Raw genomic sequence first — 16,516 nt, forward strand, 5'->3', positions numbered from 1 at the left:
GTTACGGCTTTGTTAACAGAATGACAGCAATGCCTAAAAGATTGGCTGGTTCTGAATAGAACAACTGTGTTTTCTTACGTAACCGGTCAAGCGCCTGCGAGATATTATTTTTGATGGTCTGTTCGGAGAGTGATAGTTCTGTAGCTATTTCCCGGATAGATTTATTCTCCTGCCGGCTTAATACAAATGCCCGGCGCATTGTATCTGACATCTGAGAGATTTCATTATTGATAACTGCTTCCAGCTCTTTGGCCTCCAGGTCTGATTCGGGGGTATACTGTACCTGCTCATGCTGGAAATAGGTTTCTCTTGACAGGGAAGCGAGGTTCTTTTTATAAAAGCTGATAGTCTTATTACGTACAGCACGGTTGAGATAAGGAGCAAGACTGGTTGCAATAAAGATCTCTTTCCGCGACGTCCAGAGATTAACAAATATATTCTGAACAATATCTTTTGCAGCTTCTTCATCACCCAGCCTGCGATAGGCCATCGTGTACAACTCTGTCCAGTAACGCTCATACAGTACCCTGAACGCAAATTCATCACCCTTTCTCAAAGCTGTCAGCAACGAACTGTCTATATCTTGAACAACATGCATATGGTGCTCAAATATAGAGCTTGGGTAAAGGTTTATTATATTAAATTAAGGTTAAGTGATCTATCAATAAACAGGTTCGCTATGAATGAATCATGGTGAGATAACAGGCCAGCACAGCTACAACGCCTGTGTTATTTATGCCATAGGATATTCCAATACCTTTGCTCATTAATTACGTAGCGTTATCATAAGAAGGTATTAAAGATATCCTTGGTTTCTATGGAGGTTACTGTAAATACTCCATTGGATATGTTACCTCTATCAGTGAGGGCAAAACGAAGTACTTTGAAATAGAGATGAGCAAAAGTGATGTCATGGAAATATATCGGAGGAAAGGGGCAAACTTACAGAGCCTCATAAATGAAATAGCAGCCCTCAAAGAAGAGAAAACTACCCATCAAAATGATACCTGGCGGCGAAGGATAAAAGAGGCCGGTAAATCGTCTTAAAACCGTCATCGCCTCTAATACAACGCCCCGGTACGCAATGAAGCGGTACCGGGGCGTTATAGTTATACGTTATCAGTCCTATCTCCTTTTTTTCCTGGCTGCGTCTTTTGCTGGCTTTGCCGGACCAGCAGGCTTTCCTCTGCGTGATGAAGCTGGTTTCTGTGCCGGGCCTTCCTTCTTCCAGGACTTCTCCTGTACTTTACCTTTACCGCCAGACTGTGGCTTACCATCCTTAGCCGCCGGCCCCTCTTTCTTCCAGGACTTCTCCTGTGGCTTTCCTTTACCGCCAGACTGTGGCCTGCCGTCCCTAGGCGCCGACTTTCCTGCATCAGGCTTATGAGCAGCAGATTTAGTCCCCGCGTTGAAACCTGATTTGGACGGTTCCTTACCACTTTTCGGCTGTTCCTTTGTCTCAGCAGTGCCCCTGGATTTATGCGTGGATGTCCTGTTAAACCTGGAAGGCGCCTTTTCCTTTTCCGGAATAGGTGCTGCCGTCTTCTTTTTCCGCGCAGACGCACTACTGTCATCTGACACCTTACTGGAATCGGACACGCTGTCTTTCAGCTGTGCAACTTCAGCATCACTCAGGTAACGCCATTTACCTAACGGCAGTTTGTCAAGGCGAACGTTCATGATACGTACGCGCTGTAACCCTATCACCGTATAGCCAAGGTATTCACACATACGCCTGATCTGCCGGTTCAGTCCCTGTGTAAGGGTGATACGGAACGTCTGACGTCCCATCATCTGCACTTTACAGGGAAGCGTACGGGTATCCAGAATAGGAACACCCTGCGACATTTGTTGCAGGAACATTGTATTGATAGGCTTGTTCACCCTCACCACGTATTCTTTTTCGTGATTATTGGCAGCGCGCAGGATCTTATTGATGATGTCGCCGTCATTGGTCAGGAAGATGAGCCCTTCGGAGTCTTTGTCAAGACGACCGATAGGGAATATTCGCTGGGGATGATTAACGAAGCTGATAATATTATCCTTGATGTGCAACTCAGTAGTGGTCGTGATGCCAGGTGGCTTGTTAAGCGCCAGGTAGATACGCTTCTCTTTTTTGGCAGCTGTAATAAGACTGCCATCTACCTCAACAGTATCTCCGGGTTTATACCGGTTACCCAGCGAAGCCGGCCGGTCATTTAGTAGTACCCTGCCCTGTGTAATGAGGTTGTCGGCTTCCCGGCGTGAACAATAGCCGGTATCACTGATGAACTTATTTAAACTGATTGATTGGTCCAATGATGTAGTATATTTTAAGATGGCAGGCGAATACCTTCCAGATGCAAAAGTCGGTATTTGAAAGGAAAAAAATAAATCCTTTCAACGAATTGATTATCAATATAAAATATCAAAATAATGATCCCTCCATCTGTAAGCAACCGGCCGGACAGGATATAAAACACCACTGCCAGCTGCACATAACACATTAAACAACAAAGGGTGCCACACAATGCGACACCCCTTTGTATATAATTTCTCAGGCACCCTTGACGGGGGCTCAAATAAGCCGATGTTCCGGGAAAAGGATCATCTACGCAGCCAGTTCGTTATATGCGGATTTGAGATCCCTCCCCGGCCTTTTTTCCCGGCCTTTGCCATACCAACACTCTGCAGCATAAACATACCAATATACTCATTCTTACCGCAACTTTCCATTATATCATGGCTCCCACCTCTATAACCGTCGATATGAAAAACATAAGCAGGATCTATTCCCAGATGCATGCAGGCAGCATATGACCAGGCTATCGCCATTACTTCTTCCGCTTCCCGGTCCTTTCTTTTAATGATCGTCTCTGCAGTCAGGCGGGGACGGTCCACTGAAGGCACTACCGCAATATGCCCCGCTTCATGCAGGATATCTCCAGGATGCTGCAAACTATCTTTATCAATAACAATGTTACCGTTTTCAATCAGGAGCCCTGGCAGGAAACTCTCCTCGCCTATGCTTCGAAATGACGTTTGGATACCTACCTCATTCAGGAAAGCAACACATTTATCAAATGTGGCTATTTGGTCTTGTTCGTTGTATTCCATAACATGGAAGGTACGATTACAAATCCATATTGTTGCGAACACATTTGTATCAAACTGCCCACTATCGTCCACATCCATAACATCGGAAAATAAATAAATTAGGCAGGGGAATTAATAATACCTACCTTTAGGCGGATCAAATGTTTGAGTCTACCGGCACTTAGTAAGTAAGTTTCCTTTTTAGCCTTCTTTTTTACCACCTGCGTTACCTCAATCAACTAATTTTAATAATTAAAATCTCAAGAAATGGATATTTATGTATCTAATCTGAGTCCTTATGTCGCAAATGAGGATCTGATAAATCAATTCTCTAAATTCGGCGTAGTTAATTCAGCTAATGTAATCTTTGATAAATTTACTAACCGCAGCAGAGGCTTTGGTTTTGTTAATATGCCTAATGATGCGGAAGCACAAAAGGCCATTCAGGAAATGGATGGATCATCCGTTGAAGGAAAAACAATCGCTGTTAGTAAAGCCAGACCAAGAGAAGAAAGACCAGCAAGGTCTTACAATAATAATCAATGGTAAATTGATAAGGGGAAAGGGAGCATCTCTCTTTCCCTCTTTTATTTCATATCTGACCACGTTGCAGTAGCTATACCTTTTGTTACCCTCCTTCAGTTTATATTTCCGGCAATATCCTCCTACTAAGCCCACATAGCTACTGATAGACGCTATCGACCATTTATGATAACTATTCATTTCCGGTTGAAAAGACAGCCTTTTTCACACTAATAAACTAATACATATGTACAACAGAGATGAAAATCTTCTAAACGTCTTTGGCAATACAGCACTCTCCTTCCTGAATGCTGTTTACGCGGAGTTCCTCTTCTCCATCAAATACGTTGACAGAAGAAAAAACGAACATCTGGTACAGTCATCGACGATGAAATATATGGACAAACTGCGGATGAAGCTGGAAGAAAAAGCACGGGAGTACATTGCGACTAACAGAGACCTGTTAACCATTGACTGGTTTCATAAGAAACTCGTGTACCTCATCAAACAATATCTCCAGGAATTCCTGCAACGGACCCAATATTTAGCTGTTGCTATTTAATGAAGTCCAGCCAGTCACTCCCCTCCAGATAGTCATCTACCGGTGTTGCTATATTTTCCATTGAAAGATTGGATATCAGGTGAGCTATGTCCACCTTCATATTGCCAATACAACTCTGTACAAGATCCGACCTATAACCAACATCCTCCATTTCCAGTGTATAATCTGTACAAATCAGCCGGCTGATAATCCTACCCAGGTCTACCAGTTTCCGCTGTGTAAGTGTTTCTGAGATATGAAAGTCCAGCTGCTCCCTGAAATAAGGGGAGGAACGCTTTGTGAGCCTGAATGCTGACAAGAAAGCATACAGGTTCCTCACTTGCCCACGTTTCATATCTTTCATGACCATTTCCGCAATCTGGGTGTATAACATTTCATTAGACCCCTCGAAGATCTGAAAGGGTCTGCTGTCTACAATGCCCCGTCCTGCGATATGATTTATTTTATACCCGTTGGCCCCGGACAACTGCAGACATAACTGTGCCGATTCATGCATGAGATCTGTCACCAGCGCCTTCATACTGTTTGCCTCCAGTCCCTCGCCTGCAAGGCTATGCTCAATGCCACTCATGCTGCTGCTCTTATAACACATGGCCGAACAAATTGTAAAGGCAGTCTGAATACGGGACAACTGAAACTTAATAGAGTCCATTGCAAATAAATTGCTGGCGCCTACCATCCTGCTCTTCGTGTGGTCCATCGCCTCATCAAGCATACGCTTAATAAATCCCATTCCCATACCCGGAAACTGCATCCGGCTCCTGTGCAGTATGTCCAGCATCATCTTAATGCCAGTTGTTCTCTTGATCAGCTGGTGCGTTTTCGGCACTTCAATGTCAATCCTGTTCAATCCATAAGGGATCATGTACAAACCCAGGTTATTGAAATAAGATTCAACAATGACCTCCTGCTCCGGCGCACTGTTATCCGCAAGGAAAAAATCTATGTCTCTTGACAGATTGCCATTTCCCAGGTCCTTCCTCGCCGCTATCAACCAAAAATTGGCCTGACCGGTCAATCCCTGCCAGTGCTTCAACCCTTTCACAGTAAACGAATCTGTCAGTTCACGATAGGCAGTCGCCATATTCAGTGCATCACTGCCGAAATCAGGTTCCGTGATCATCAATCCACCCATACTTTGCTTGTGCAGGAAACTGTCAAATACCTCCTTCTTGATTTCGACATTCCCATATTTCGCTAACGGCTCCAGAAATAAGGCGATGTTAATACCAAAAGTTAAGGACAACGGTAAGGACTCGTAAGAAGCGGCTGACAGCAGGGATAAACATTCTTTTACAATACAACCACGGCCGCCATATTCAGTTGGTATCGCGACCGATAATGGCACCATATCCATGATATCCTTCCACATATGATCAGGTAAACCCCGCTGCAGGCTTAGTTGGTTGATATCATTAGACTCATAGAATATCTGCCTGAGTCTATATTCAAAATTTGCTATAAAATCATTAAGACTTGCATCTCGCATTACGGTTATCTTTAATTATCTCGGAATAAATTCAACTACAACGGCTAAAACATCTCTTTCGGTTTACAATACCAGGTCATTCACTGGTAATAATGTTCCCCTTCATATCACTAGCCGAAATAATGTGCCAGTTTTCCAGATAACCCTTTAGTGACGATCACGCCATGTGGAACAGCCCATTTTTAATACCCATGTAAAAACAAACAGGAGTATCAGCAGGATCAGTGCAGGCCACAAACTGACTTTACAGAATAGTGTAATAGTTGTAGGTTTAAGCAAGCATGGTCCGGCATTCCTGCCAGACCTTTGTTTTATAATTCTTACAGGAAATGCTTTCCCATGGTCTCCTTCTGGTGTTTCCATAATTCCTGGAAAACAGGGCTGTTCTGCCGTAAATCTTCAAAAGTGCCCTCCGCTACAATCCTTCCCTGTTCGAGCACATATACATAGTCAAAATGCGTCAGCAAATGCAGACGGTGAATTGAAGATATTACAGCTTTATCTGCAAATGCGCTGAACAACTTACTATAGATCATGACTTCCGTCTTCGGATCCACGCTACTCGTTGGCTCATCCAGCAATACCACCTCACTCTCACGTGCAGCGAGTATCCCACGCGCGAGTGCCAGCCGCTGTTTCTGCCCTCCGGAAAGGTTGACTCCCTTCTCGCGGATATCCGATTCCAGTCCCAGTGGCAGTTGCCTGATCACTTCCGTAAAATGCGCGCTTTCACATACCTCCTCAATATCGGCCTCACTGAATGGCAGACCAAGTGTAACATTATAGGCGATGGTATTCTCAAATATCTCCGGCTCCTGCGGAAAAAGCGTCACGGTTTCATTGAGCGTATCCAGTTCATATGATTTCCCGTCTACCGTAAGCTGCATACCGGGCTGCGGATCGTATAATCCACGGAGCAACGACAGGAGCGTACTTTTGCCACTGCCACTCTCTCCTATCAGCGCAATGCGTTTACCTCTGGGTATGTTGATATTCAACTGGTGTAAACTTTGCGGAGCGTGCTCACTATCATATGCGTCACGATGAGAAAAGCTCAGGTCTTTGATATTGATCTCCCGCCATGTATCTGGCAGGTCCGTCGGTGCATCCGGACGATGCTGTCTTTTAAATGCCTCGTCAATATTGGCCGCCGTTTGTACATAGGTGTTATACTGCGTAATATCCGTATATTGCCAGGCAAAATCATAAAACACACTGGTGAACTGATTGACATATCCCAGTAAAGTAACTAGTCCCGCTACGTAAAATACCGTTCCCGGCTTCCAGTATTGCAGAATGTAACCCACTGCTACCACACAATAAATGACCGTAATCAGCATATCTGCTACAAACCACTTCCATTCATTTACACGGATGTTCTTTTTAAACGGTGGTATTATATTATGTACCTTGGATAACAGACCGGTCTCCATACTCTTCTCCAACCGCAGGGTGATCACCGTCATAATGTTAGACAGACTGTCGAACAAGGTGGAAGACACCACATGCTCCTTTTCGTTGACCTCATCCAGTGTACGGATGAAGGGCTTGTCAAATTTAAAGAGTACCCAGATCGTGATCACGCCCAGCAAAATACCGATCGTACCAAATAAAGGTGAAAAATATACAATAGCGACAACTGAAAAAATGAGCTTCCCTACGGCCCGCAGGTACATAAAGCCATGATCAAAGAAGGTCTTCAGTGCATCGTACGCTTTACGTATACGATTAATAGTAGCACCACTGTGATGGTCCTGGTGCCACTTTACCGGCAGGTGCAATACCTGATGATACCTTTCCTGTAAAAAATTACGGCTTAGATTAAACGCGAGCTCACGTTCCATGATACGGGCAGGACCGTGAAAGCACCATTCAATAAATTTGAGCACAAAATAGCTGGCAGCGTATAAGAAGGCATAATGCAGGACCTGTTGTGTGTCCTGCTGGATCTTACTGATAAACCACCCCAGCAGCACCGGATATAAAGCGTTGATAATTGAAGAGACAACGAACATCGCATATACCAATACATATCGTTTTCTCTCTGTCCGCGCGTAGCGCCAGGCTGTGCGCAGCAGGGATACATATGGGTTTGCCATAGCAGGGAAATGTTAGAATAAAAATGCAAAGATATAAAAAGCAGCCAAAGTAGGCCGGTAGACCGGCACATCAGCATAGCTGAATCATCCCGCTTCGTTTAGGCAACCACAACGTTACCTGAAGGTATCTATAACGCGGGCATCTATCCAGTAAATATCCCTGCTGCTGGTGTAGAACAAATACTTTCCGTCTGCCGTCACAAAAGGACACAGCTCGTGCCCCGGGGTATTGATCCTGTCTCCCATGTTCTTTGCGTTCGTCCATGTACCATCACGCTTTCTGAAACTAATGTAAAGATCCCCCGCACCATATCCATCAGCACGCGCAGCACAAAAGATAAGATAGGATTCATCACCTGCTACAAAAACATCTGCTTCATAAGCTACCGTATTAATGGCGTCCGGCAAAGGAACAGGTTGCCCGAATTCGTCATTTACACAGGAAGCGGCATAGATATCAAAGTTGTCCGTTCTCTTCTCGTTCGCATGGCTATTGGATGAAAAATACATAGTGCCGCTATTTGAGAAAGATACGTAGTATTCATGCCTGCCGGAATTGATAGCTTTGCCTGCATTAACAGGTGCTGACCAGCGATCCCCTTTTCTTTTCACATACCAGATATCGTAATCCTTTTTATCGGCCGATCCGACTACTGGGCGATCAGATATAAAGTATAGCCTGTTTTGATCCGGAGACAACATAGGGTCATTATAACTAAATAAAGGATCAGTAAGTATTGTTACCGGTTTTGTCCATTGTCCCTTCTTCAGCTGCATGTACCTGATCTCCGCCCTGCCCTTTATATCAACAGCATAATAGCATTCGTGTCCGTCACGCGAAAAGACGGAACCAAATTCATGCTGATCCGGCAATGATATAACGCCAGGCGCAAATTTAACGGGCGTCATACCTGGTGGTGTTTCGCCTAAATATGCTGTAGATGACTTTATTGTTGTTTGCGCAAAGGCTTTGATTTGAGAGAGCAGTATGAGCACGAACAAAACTAGCTTCATCATGTATATATTGATTTTGGGGAATTAACACCTTATCGGAACCGGCAATGGCGACCTGCATCATTACGACCTGGTAAATGTAGTACTTTTTCTATATGCACTGATATACTGTAACAACCAGTAGATTTCAGGCCGAATAGCCACCTTAAGATCTACTAAGGATCATTCTTCTCCAAAACGGCTTATACCTGCTTAAAACAGCCGTATTCCTTTTCATATTTAGAAAGGTCACATTCCAGTGCTTCACGATCCCAGTTGGCCGTATTGGCACATGCCTCATAAGTAGATTCCAGAAAGGCCAGTAACGTCTCTTCAGGATGATCTGCCTGTTGTACCACATCGTAATGCAGCAGGTACTCCCCCATCTCTTTACTATAAAAAGCGCCGGCTGGCTGAACAGGCTGCTCTCCGAATGCCTCATTACCCGGATAACAATAAGAGTAGAACACCGGATGCGGATATTGCTCACTGCCTGACCAGAAGCCACAGGAGCTGACTTCCTTTGAATAAGATTCCTGCATCACCTCCGCCGGCATGTTAGGTGCCTGACCATGGTGCAAAGGCGCATCCCTGCCTGAGAACCTGGTAACCGCCAGGTCAAAAGCACCCCAGAAGAAATGTACCGGACTACACTTACCAGTAAAGCCCGACCTGAAACGCGTCAGTACATTGTGTACCCGTACCAGCGCCTGCCAGTAATCCTCCATTTTCAGCTTATCGTACGGACGCTGTTCATGATCCTCCTCGAAAGGGGTCGCCCCTTCCAGTTCGTTAGGCGTTGTGTAGATCGATAGCGTTACACCCGCCGCCGACAGCTTTCTGAACACCTCTTTGTAAAAGTCTGCCACTGTCCCTGGCGCCAACGCAACTGTTTCCCGGTTCCCTTTACTGGTGGTAATGATCAGCTGATGTTGCTGAAAGTCGAAATCCATCTGAAAGATCCCATGCTCATACGGCATACTGCCTGAGCTAAGTCCATGAGCCGTCACATACAATGTCACATGCCACGAATGATTTAACCAGGGCATCTTCCGGAGACGGATCTTTCCCACTATCTGCGTCCATAGATGGACCGCCGCCAATGTACCTTTCAGTTCGTCAAATTTCAATACAGGCCAGTTGTCCTGTTGTAAAAGTGATCCTTTCATAACTTAACTTTGAAAGTAAACAGTATCGTCTTACTGTAGTAAGTTACTGAAAAACAGAAGCATTATCTCAAATCACATCAACAGCAGGCCAGAATAAAAAAGCCGCCGCGCATTATGCGAGACGGCTACCTCCAGTATTACGACTCATTACACATTACCATAGCTGTTTGATTGTCCGCCGTCAATGGCTATTACCTGTCCGCTCACGTAGCTACAATCGTCGCTCAGCAGGAATACCACCAGCTTACCTACTTCCTCGGGTAAACCAAGACGTTTAGTAGGATTCGCCTGTGCATATATTGTTTCTGCTGCTTTCGGATCCGCAGGATTTACCTGTTTGAACGCCTCCGCAACCATTGGCGTCAGGATAGCGCCAGGAGCGATCGCATTCGTAAGGATGCCATCTCTGCCATATTCCAGTGCAGCGTTCTTCGTGATACCGGCAACTGCATGTTTCGTAGCCACATAGGCTGTCTGATTCATCACGCCTCTTATACCACCTACTGAAGCCACATTGACGATCCTGCCATACGATTGTTGCTGCATCACCGGAATGATATACCTCAACCCATAATAAACACCCATCAGGTTAATATCAATCACTTTCCTGAACACATCCAGGTCGTACTCCACCATTGGTGCCTGCCGCCCCTCAATACCTGCGTTATTATAAAATCCGTGTATAGTACCAAATTCCTTCACGGTATCGTCCACATACTTTTTTACAGCAGCTTCATTGGAAACATCTGCCACCGAAGTTAATATCTTTATATCTGGGTATTTACTCAGCAATTCTGCTTTCGCCTTCTCCAGGGATTCCGCATTATAATCCACCAGGGATAATATTGCACCATTCTTTGCAGCCTCTGATGCGGCTGCCAAACCAAGTCCCATTGCTGCTCCTGTAATTACGACTACCTTATCTTTTAAACGTCCCATCTATTTAGTTTTTATTGTGTGAAACAAAAGCTGATAAGGGACTAAAGTTCCCTGAAAAACAACGAAAAGTGCCGCACAATCTGCACGACCATTAGCACAATCTGAACATGATGGTTAAGATGGTATCCGGAAGCGGGGACTTTCCTTTTCTCTGAATTCCTCCGGCGTTATGCCGGTATGCTTTTTAAAAAACCGTGCGAAGTATGACTGATCGGTGAAACCAAGTTGATAGGCAATCTCCTTGATGGACATTTTACCATGAAACAATGCACGCTTTGCTTCTATCAGCAGTAACTGGTACAACAGCTGACTGATGGTCATCCCTGTCCTCTCCCGTAGGATCTCATTGGTCCTCTTAGGCGTCAGCCCGATCTGCTGCGCATAGAAGCTGGCAGATCTTTCCTCTGTATAATGTTCTTCCAGCAGGTAGAATAATTTGATGATGCGGCTGTCTTCTCCTGCGGTAACTGTTAACTGATGATTGGCAAAACGGTAAAGATGCCACAGAAAAACGGTAGTATATTTCAGGAGCAACGTAAGGTCGGACGGTCCGTTATTCTCCAGTACGATCAGATTGAACAGCTCAGCTAATGGTCCACACATCTGATCGGGGATAGCTATGCCATCATTGGCGAAAGGCAGGAATAGCTGCCGGAGGAACGGCTCTTCTATACGATGGAAGAATGAGGCCGAGAAGACGATCGTTTTTGCTTTAGGCAGCACTTTGGACGGAATGGAATGTACCTGGTGCTGCCCGATCAGGTATACCGCATTCTTCTTTATGGGGTAAGATTCGAAATCTATAAAATGTACGTCACTATCCTCCATAAACCAGATGATAGCATAAAAATCGATCCGGTGGCTGGGCCAGTGTTCTCCGAATGCCGTCCGCTGATCGGACGCGAGAAAAGGGAGCGCCGGTAAAGTATGCAGCGGAATATCGCGGGAATTTTTCATTGACTGCCAATTCCCCCGAAGGTAAATAATCTTCTGCCTAATCAATATTAATCATCAAGCCCCTCTCCATTGAGGATCTTCTGCAGGTATTTATCTATCCGCGACTCCCGCGTCTTAGACTGTTTTGCCTGAGAGAAATAAAACAGGTATCCACGTTGCCGGCCGGGCGTCAGCGCGTTAAAAGCCTTCTGCAGGGCCCCATTAGTATCCAGTCGTTGCTGAAACTCTGCCGGTACGGCATAATCTGCCGTCTCTTTCATGGCAACTTTCACACCTGCCTTCTCCAGGGCTATGGCTTCCTTTATATAGGCCTTGATGTCCGCTTCCTGCTCCCTGATCTGGCTGATGTCTGTAAATCTGAGCTGACGGGCTGACTGCACATTCTCTGTCTGCTGAATTAAGAGCCCTTTAGCATCCTTTAACAGCGCGCCTTTATGGAATAACAATGCACAGTATTCCTTAAATCCGTGAATAAGCACCACATTGGCGGACTGAAATGTATAACAGGGATGCATCCATTTATAATCCTCCCTAAGCAGGTTAATGTCAAGTATGATCTTTCGCAGCAAAGTCATTTCCTCTTTCCATCTGTTGGTTTTCGCCAGGAACTGATCAACTCTTGGATCTGTATTGTTTTTCATGATAGTAGTTAATTAAAAGGACAATACCATTAGTAGCCATTTGACTACAAATATATGCGTAACTATGTAACTAAACTACACATCGGTACTGATTTGTTTATGAAACGGAATTAAGGGGTGTTTTGCGAAGAAAGATAAATATGGGAGGGGCTGATATTAAACAACCTGACTGTGCCTGACAGACACACCTGCCGGATCTGTTGACAGATCGGGATTGGTGTAGAACTGACAGCCTGCTGCAAACCGCAGATCAAAACAAAGACCTTTGTTGTTGCGTACTTCCAACACGCCATCCAGCTGCTGGCTCAGCCCATAGATCAGGCTCATACCCAGTGACTGACTGGTACTGATATCATAATCTTCGGGTAATCCGATCCCATTATCTGCCACTTTCAGTATATACTCATTCTTTTCCTGCTCCAGGCTGATCACAATATTACCGCCACGTCCACCCGGAAACGCATACTTTATCGCATTACTTACTATTTCATTCAGTATTAGTCCCACAGGTACTGCCTGTGCAACGTCAAATTCAGCGGAGATAACCGCGAGGTTGAAATGTATCTTACCGGATGTATCGAAACAATCTTCCATGTAGTTCACCAGCTCCCTGACATACCATTGCATATTGATGGTGCTTAATCCTTCGGTCTGATAAAGTTTCTGATGTATCAGCGACATCGCATACATACGGTGCTGACTGTTTCTGATAGCCGTGATAGCAGCGTCGTTGTCCAGAAAGGCGCTCTGACTGTTCAGCAGACTAATGACCATTTGCAGGTTATTCTTCACCCTGTGATGAATTTCTTTCAGCAGCCATTCCTTTTCGTCCAATAGTTTTTTTAACTGCACCTGCTGACTTTCCAGTTTCCGGTTGGAATCTTTTTTCATGCCATATGCCTTATACAGTACAAGGCAAAAGGCAAATAACAGTATTACGGCGCCGATGATCACATAGCGGATAGTCCGTTCGCGATGCAGACTCTCCTGCTGAATACTATTCATGCGCTGCAGCAACAAAATGTCCTTATCTTTTTTCTCTGTTTCGAAGGCCATTTGTAGCTGCCCGATCTGGCGGCCGGTGGTCAGTGCCGCCAGCGAGTCTGATAATGTTTTGTATCGCTGATAGTGAGAAAGTGCACCACTCATGTTACCCGTTGCTGAATCAGCTCTGGATGCACAAAGTTCATATATCAACGTCCGGTTAATAGTACTGCCATATCGCTCGCGATCCTCTCTAAAGGCATCCAGATAAGGATACGAAGCGCCGAACCGCCCGCAAGCCTGAAGATATTGAGCGAGCGCCACACGTATCATCTGCTTTTGTACCCCGCTGATCATACGTTGATGATAAAACATAAGCAGGTTTCTGTAATAAGGTGAGGCGCGGTTGACATCATCCATCAGTAGATGAATTCTCATCGACAGCATATTAGAAAATATAGTATCCGGCAAGTCCATCATTGTATGGATCTTGTCAGCGACCTGCAAAGTATCCAGTGCCTGCTGATAATTACCTAAAAACTGGTCGCATTGTGCAATATTCAAGAGGAGATTACGTATAGCCGGAGAATCATTGGTGTTGCGCGCAGAGCGGAGCCCTTTCAGGTAATATCCCATTGCCTGATGAAGCGACCGGATATCGAAATAATTCATACCAAGCCGGTTATAGATAGCCGTCATCAACGTTGTCGTGGTATCCCCCAGCTCTTCAGCAGTCGAAACTGCCAGCTGATTATAACGTAATGCCTTCAGAAACTCTTCTGACTCAGCGTATACTGCCCCCATCAATGCATATACGCCCTGTATACGGGAGTGATTGATCGACTTATAGAGACGTAATGCCTCATTCAGTAATTTAATCGATTGTTCATATTGTCTTTGAATATGATAGAGATCCGCCACAAATTCGAGTATACGGGCCTCTTCTAAAACATGGTGTTGCTGATGATAAATGTTCGCTGCCGATGAATAGAACCTTATCTTTTCCGGCAGATCTGCCATGCTGTTGGAAAACGTTCCTCCCCATTCTATGAGTGCACTCGCATGTTCCAGCGGTCTGCCATTGGCACTGAGCATTTCCAGTGCACTTTTTGCCTCCACTTTTCCCTCCGCCGCCTTTCCTGAGAACCTCTTTCCTTTTGCCTGCATCAGCAAATACAGCCCCCTACCTCGCTGGTATTGATGCCTTTCACTGATCGTGCGTATGTATTCCGCTACCATCAGCAGACTGTCGCCTTCCCTTGGGCCCGCGTTATTTTTGGCGGCATAGTATTCGCCCTGTCGCCATAACTGCGAGATCAATGACGTGTCAAGTCTGTCCGTCTTAACACGCGCGGCCAGTCTGGTAAGATCATCACCTTTCTGGGCCACCACACCAATATTAAAGCATATCAATAAAAAAGAAAGCAGGTAAACTGTTCGGAGAGCAGTCCGATTCATGCGCATCCAGTTAGTCTTATGGTAATTTTGCAAGGTACATCGATCCCCGCGCATAGTATAGTCCTTGCTAATAGTTTCACTTGTCGCTTTCAACAGATTTCTTGTAATAATTACGGTTACATCTTCACCCCTTCTCCAACACATTCACCCCATTCACATCCAGGTTCCGCTCTCCCCTTAAACGACTACCTTCTTTCCCTATCGAATCTGCAACACCGTCTTTTCACGCGAATTGTTGCAACAAATCAATAAGGGCCGGTAGTTACCGGCCCTGTTGAGATAATAGGATGTTGTCTTAATGATATCGTCTTATGGCTGCCCGTGTCCCCCGGAAGAACCGTAGATCTGTCCGGTAGCATAGCTATTGTCACTGGCTGCCAGCTGCACATAAATAGAAGCCAGTTCAGCCGGTTGACCGGGACGTTTAAAGGGCGTATCTCCTCCGAAGTTCTTCAGCTTTTCCATTGTCGCGCCCCCGCTTACCTGCAGCGGCGTCCAGATAGGACCAGGTGCTACTCCATTCACGCGAATCCCTTTTTCTGCGAGTTGTTTCGCAAGAGATTTTACGTAGCTGGTAGTGGCTGCTTTGGTCTGTGCATAATCATACAACTCTGCTGACGGGTCTGATGCCTGCACGCTTGATGTAGCAATGATCACGGCTCCTGGTTTGAGATGAGGCAGCGCTGCCTTGATCGTCCAGAACGGTGCATAGATATTCGTCTTCATCGTGGCATCAAAGGCCTCGCTGGTGATATCCATAATACTCGCCTGCGTTTGCTGACGTGCAGCATTATTCACCAGTATGTCCAGCCCACCCAGCTGACGTACAGCTTCGTCTACCATCTTTTTACAAAAGGCTTCATCGCGCAGGTCACCGGGAATAGCGACGGCTTTACGTCCGGCTTTCTTGATCAGTTCGATCACTTCCCTTGCATCTTCTTCTTCTGCCGGTAAATAGTTGATGGCGACATCAGCACCTTCCCTTGCATAAGCAATAGCTGCTGCTCTTCCCATACCGGAATCTCCTCCGGTGATCAGCGCCTTCCTGCCGGCAAGTCTGTTAGCACCTTTATAACTGGTTTCACCGTGGTCGGGTCTGGGCTCCATTTTAGACGCCAGTCCCGGCCAGGGTTGCTGTTGTTCCTTAAATGGCGGTTTGGGATATTTGGTTGTAGGATCTTCTATCCCTCCTGCTGCCACTCCTCCTGCACCAGGTGCTCCCGCTGCACCGAGTCCGGGTGTGGCAACCATCAGCGACGCCAGTCCTGCGCTAATGCCTCCAAGAGCCTGGCGACGGGTATACAAATTTCTGCTGTCCATACAATAAACTTTGATGAAAGAATCACTGTTCTACACCAATAGCATTCAAAATATCGTACCAGCAGCAATGAATAGACCGAACACCGGCACCGGTCCGCTTATTTGTAGAAAACAATACCTATCAGCGTTTACAAGCAGCTACACTGTCACTGCAAATCGGCGTACGATCTCCCTGCAAACCAGTGAGCTCATCGGCATGATCGCGCGGGTTGTGAAGAACCATTTGTGCCTGTCAGTCTGCCAGCAGCCCGGCAATCTAACTATGGTTTTCCTGATGATTTTCATTATATTTATAGCACCAGTGAATG

14 protein-coding genes are annotated in these 16,516 nt (G+C 45.6%); 2 read left to right on the forward strand and 12 right to left on the reverse strand.

Annotated elements, in window-relative coordinates:
• Position 1: 1 nt before the first annotated feature.
• The 3 genes from GWR21_RS07315 to GWR21_RS07325 form a co-directional block, all read right to left on the reverse strand.
• Positions 2 to 598, reverse strand: coding sequence for an RNA polymerase sigma factor (locus tag GWR21_RS07315; RefSeq protein ID WP_162331093.1), 597 nt, complete (start codon positions 596 to 598; stop codon positions 2 to 4).
• A gap of 527 nt (positions 599 to 1,125) precedes the next feature.
• Complete coding sequence (rluF, locus tag GWR21_RS07320; protein WP_162331094.1) at positions 1,126 to 2,298, reverse strand: 23S rRNA pseudouridine(2604) synthase RluF; 1,173 nt, start codon at positions 2,296 to 2,298, stop codon at positions 1,126 to 1,128.
• Positions 2,299 to 2,586: 288 nt separating this feature from the next.
• A complete protein-coding gene (locus GWR21_RS07325) occupies positions 2,587 to 3,096 on the reverse strand; it encodes a hypothetical protein (protein WP_162331095.1) in 510 nt (169 codons plus the stop codon).
• A 246-nt stretch (positions 3,097 to 3,342) separates the two neighbouring features.
• Between GWR21_RS07325 and GWR21_RS07330 the strand changes: the two genes are divergently transcribed.
• Together GWR21_RS07330 and GWR21_RS07335 are read left to right on the forward strand one after the other, a co-directional pair.
• Positions 3,343 to 3,624, forward strand: coding sequence for an RNA recognition motif domain-containing protein (locus GWR21_RS07330; protein WP_162331096.1), 282 nt, complete (start codon positions 3,343 to 3,345; stop codon positions 3,622 to 3,624).
• 220 nt (positions 3,625 to 3,844) lie between these two features.
• Entirely contained in the window at positions 3,845 to 4,159 is a 315-nt protein-coding gene (locus GWR21_RS07335) for a hypothetical protein (protein ID WP_162331097.1), read from the forward strand.
• Here GWR21_RS07335 and GWR21_RS07340 read toward each other — a convergent pair.
• The 9 genes from GWR21_RS07340 to GWR21_RS07380 all read right to left on the reverse strand — a co-directional run bounded on the left by GWR21_RS07340 (position 4,152) and on the right by GWR21_RS07380 (position 16,208).
• Positions 4,152 to 5,648: an acyl-CoA dehydrogenase family protein gene (locus GWR21_RS07340; protein WP_162331098.1), complete on the reverse strand. Its 1,497-nt coding sequence runs from the start codon at positions 5,646 to 5,648 to the stop codon at positions 4,152 to 4,154. The two genes, GWR21_RS07335 and GWR21_RS07340, sit on opposite strands and share 8 nt — an antisense overlap.
• A 320-nt stretch (positions 5,649 to 5,968) precedes the next feature.
• Positions 5,969 to 7,747: an ABC transporter ATP-binding protein gene (locus GWR21_RS07345; RefSeq protein WP_162331099.1), complete on the reverse strand. Its 1,779-nt coding sequence runs from the start codon at positions 7,745 to 7,747 to the stop codon at positions 5,969 to 5,971.
• A 114-nt stretch (positions 7,748 to 7,861) separates the two neighbouring features.
• On the reverse strand, positions 7,862 to 8,764 hold the full coding sequence (locus GWR21_RS07350) for a PD40 domain-containing protein (RefSeq protein WP_162331100.1): 903 nt from the start codon (positions 8,762 to 8,764) through the stop codon (positions 7,862 to 7,864).
• Positions 8,765 to 8,943: 179 nt separating this feature from the next.
• Positions 8,944 to 9,909 carry a DUF5996 family protein gene (locus GWR21_RS07355; RefSeq protein ID WP_162331101.1) on the reverse strand — a complete coding sequence of 322 codons (966 nt, stop codon included), beginning with the start codon at positions 9,907 to 9,909 and terminating at the stop codon, positions 8,944 to 8,946.
• A 147-nt stretch (positions 9,910 to 10,056) separates the two neighbouring features.
• Complete coding sequence (locus GWR21_RS07360; RefSeq protein WP_162331102.1) at positions 10,057 to 10,848, reverse strand: SDR family oxidoreductase; 792 nt, start codon at positions 10,846 to 10,848, stop codon at positions 10,057 to 10,059.
• A 114-nt stretch (positions 10,849 to 10,962) separates the two neighbouring features.
• Positions 10,963 to 11,805, reverse strand: coding sequence for an AraC family transcriptional regulator (locus GWR21_RS07365; protein ID WP_162331103.1), 843 nt, complete (start codon positions 11,803 to 11,805; stop codon positions 10,963 to 10,965).
• A 47-nt stretch (positions 11,806 to 11,852) separates the two neighbouring features.
• A complete protein-coding gene (locus GWR21_RS07370) occupies positions 11,853 to 12,446 on the reverse strand; it encodes a YdeI/OmpD-associated family protein (RefSeq protein WP_162331104.1) in 594 nt (197 codons plus the stop codon).
• Positions 12,447 to 12,602: 156 nt separating this feature from the next.
• Positions 12,603 to 14,888 (reverse strand): histidine kinase dimerization/phosphoacceptor domain -containing protein, encoded by a 2,286-nt coding sequence (locus tag GWR21_RS07375; protein ID WP_162331105.1) that lies wholly within the window; start codon positions 14,886 to 14,888, stop codon positions 12,603 to 12,605.
• 309 nt (positions 14,889 to 15,197) lie between these two features.
• Positions 15,198 to 16,208 carry an SDR family oxidoreductase gene (locus tag GWR21_RS07380; protein ID WP_162331106.1) on the reverse strand — a complete coding sequence of 337 codons (1,011 nt, stop codon included), beginning with the start codon at positions 16,206 to 16,208 and terminating at the stop codon, positions 15,198 to 15,200.
• Positions 16,209 to 16,516 lie beyond the last annotated feature (308 nt).

It is taken from the genome of Chitinophaga agri, from assembly GCF_010093065.1.
Taxonomy (GTDB): domain Bacteria; phylum Bacteroidota; class Bacteroidia; order Chitinophagales; family Chitinophagaceae; genus Chitinophaga; species Chitinophaga agri.

Excerpts from the sequence above, each read along its gene's own strand:
- GWR21_RS07315 (WP_162331093.1), bottom strand. The coding sequence starts at position 598 with ATGCATGTTGTTCAAGATATAGACAGTTCGTTGCTGACAGCTTTGAGA.
- GWR21_RS07325 (WP_162331095.1), bottom strand. The coding sequence starts at position 3,096 with ATGGAATACAACGAACAAGACCAAATAGCCACATTTGATAAATGTGTT.
- GWR21_RS07330 (WP_162331096.1), top strand. The coding sequence starts at position 3,343 with ATGGATATTTATGTATCTAATCTGAGTCCTTATGTCGCAAATGAGGAT.
- GWR21_RS07335 (WP_162331097.1), top strand. The coding sequence starts at position 3,845 with ATGTACAACAGAGATGAAAATCTTCTAAACGTCTTTGGCAATACAGCA.
- GWR21_RS07340 (WP_162331098.1), bottom strand. The coding sequence starts at position 5,648 with ATGCGAGATGCAAGTCTTAATGATTTTATAGCAAATTTTGAATATAGA.
- GWR21_RS07345 (WP_162331099.1), bottom strand. The coding sequence starts at position 7,747 with ATGGCAAACCCATATGTATCCCTGCTGCGCACAGCCTGGCGCTACGCG.
- GWR21_RS07350 (WP_162331100.1), bottom strand. The coding sequence starts at position 8,764 with ATGATGAAGCTAGTTTTGTTCGTGCTCATACTGCTCTCTCAAATCAAA.
- GWR21_RS07355 (WP_162331101.1), bottom strand. The coding sequence starts at position 9,909 with ATGAAAGGATCACTTTTACAACAGGACAACTGGCCTGTATTGAAATTT.
- GWR21_RS07360 (WP_162331102.1), bottom strand. The coding sequence starts at position 10,848 with ATGGGACGTTTAAAAGATAAGGTAGTCGTAATTACAGGAGCAGCAATG.
- GWR21_RS07365 (WP_162331103.1), bottom strand. The coding sequence starts at position 11,805 with ATGAAAAATTCCCGCGATATTCCGCTGCATACTTTACCGGCGCTCCCT.
- GWR21_RS07370 (WP_162331104.1), bottom strand. The coding sequence starts at position 12,446 with ATGAAAAACAATACAGATCCAAGAGTTGATCAGTTCCTGGCGAAAACC.
- GWR21_RS07375 (WP_162331105.1), bottom strand. The coding sequence starts at position 14,888 with ATGAATCGGACTGCTCTCCGAACAGTTTACCTGCTTTCTTTTTTATTG.
- GWR21_RS07380 (WP_162331106.1), bottom strand. The coding sequence starts at position 16,208 with ATGGACAGCAGAAATTTGTATACCCGTCGCCAGGCTCTTGGAGGCATT.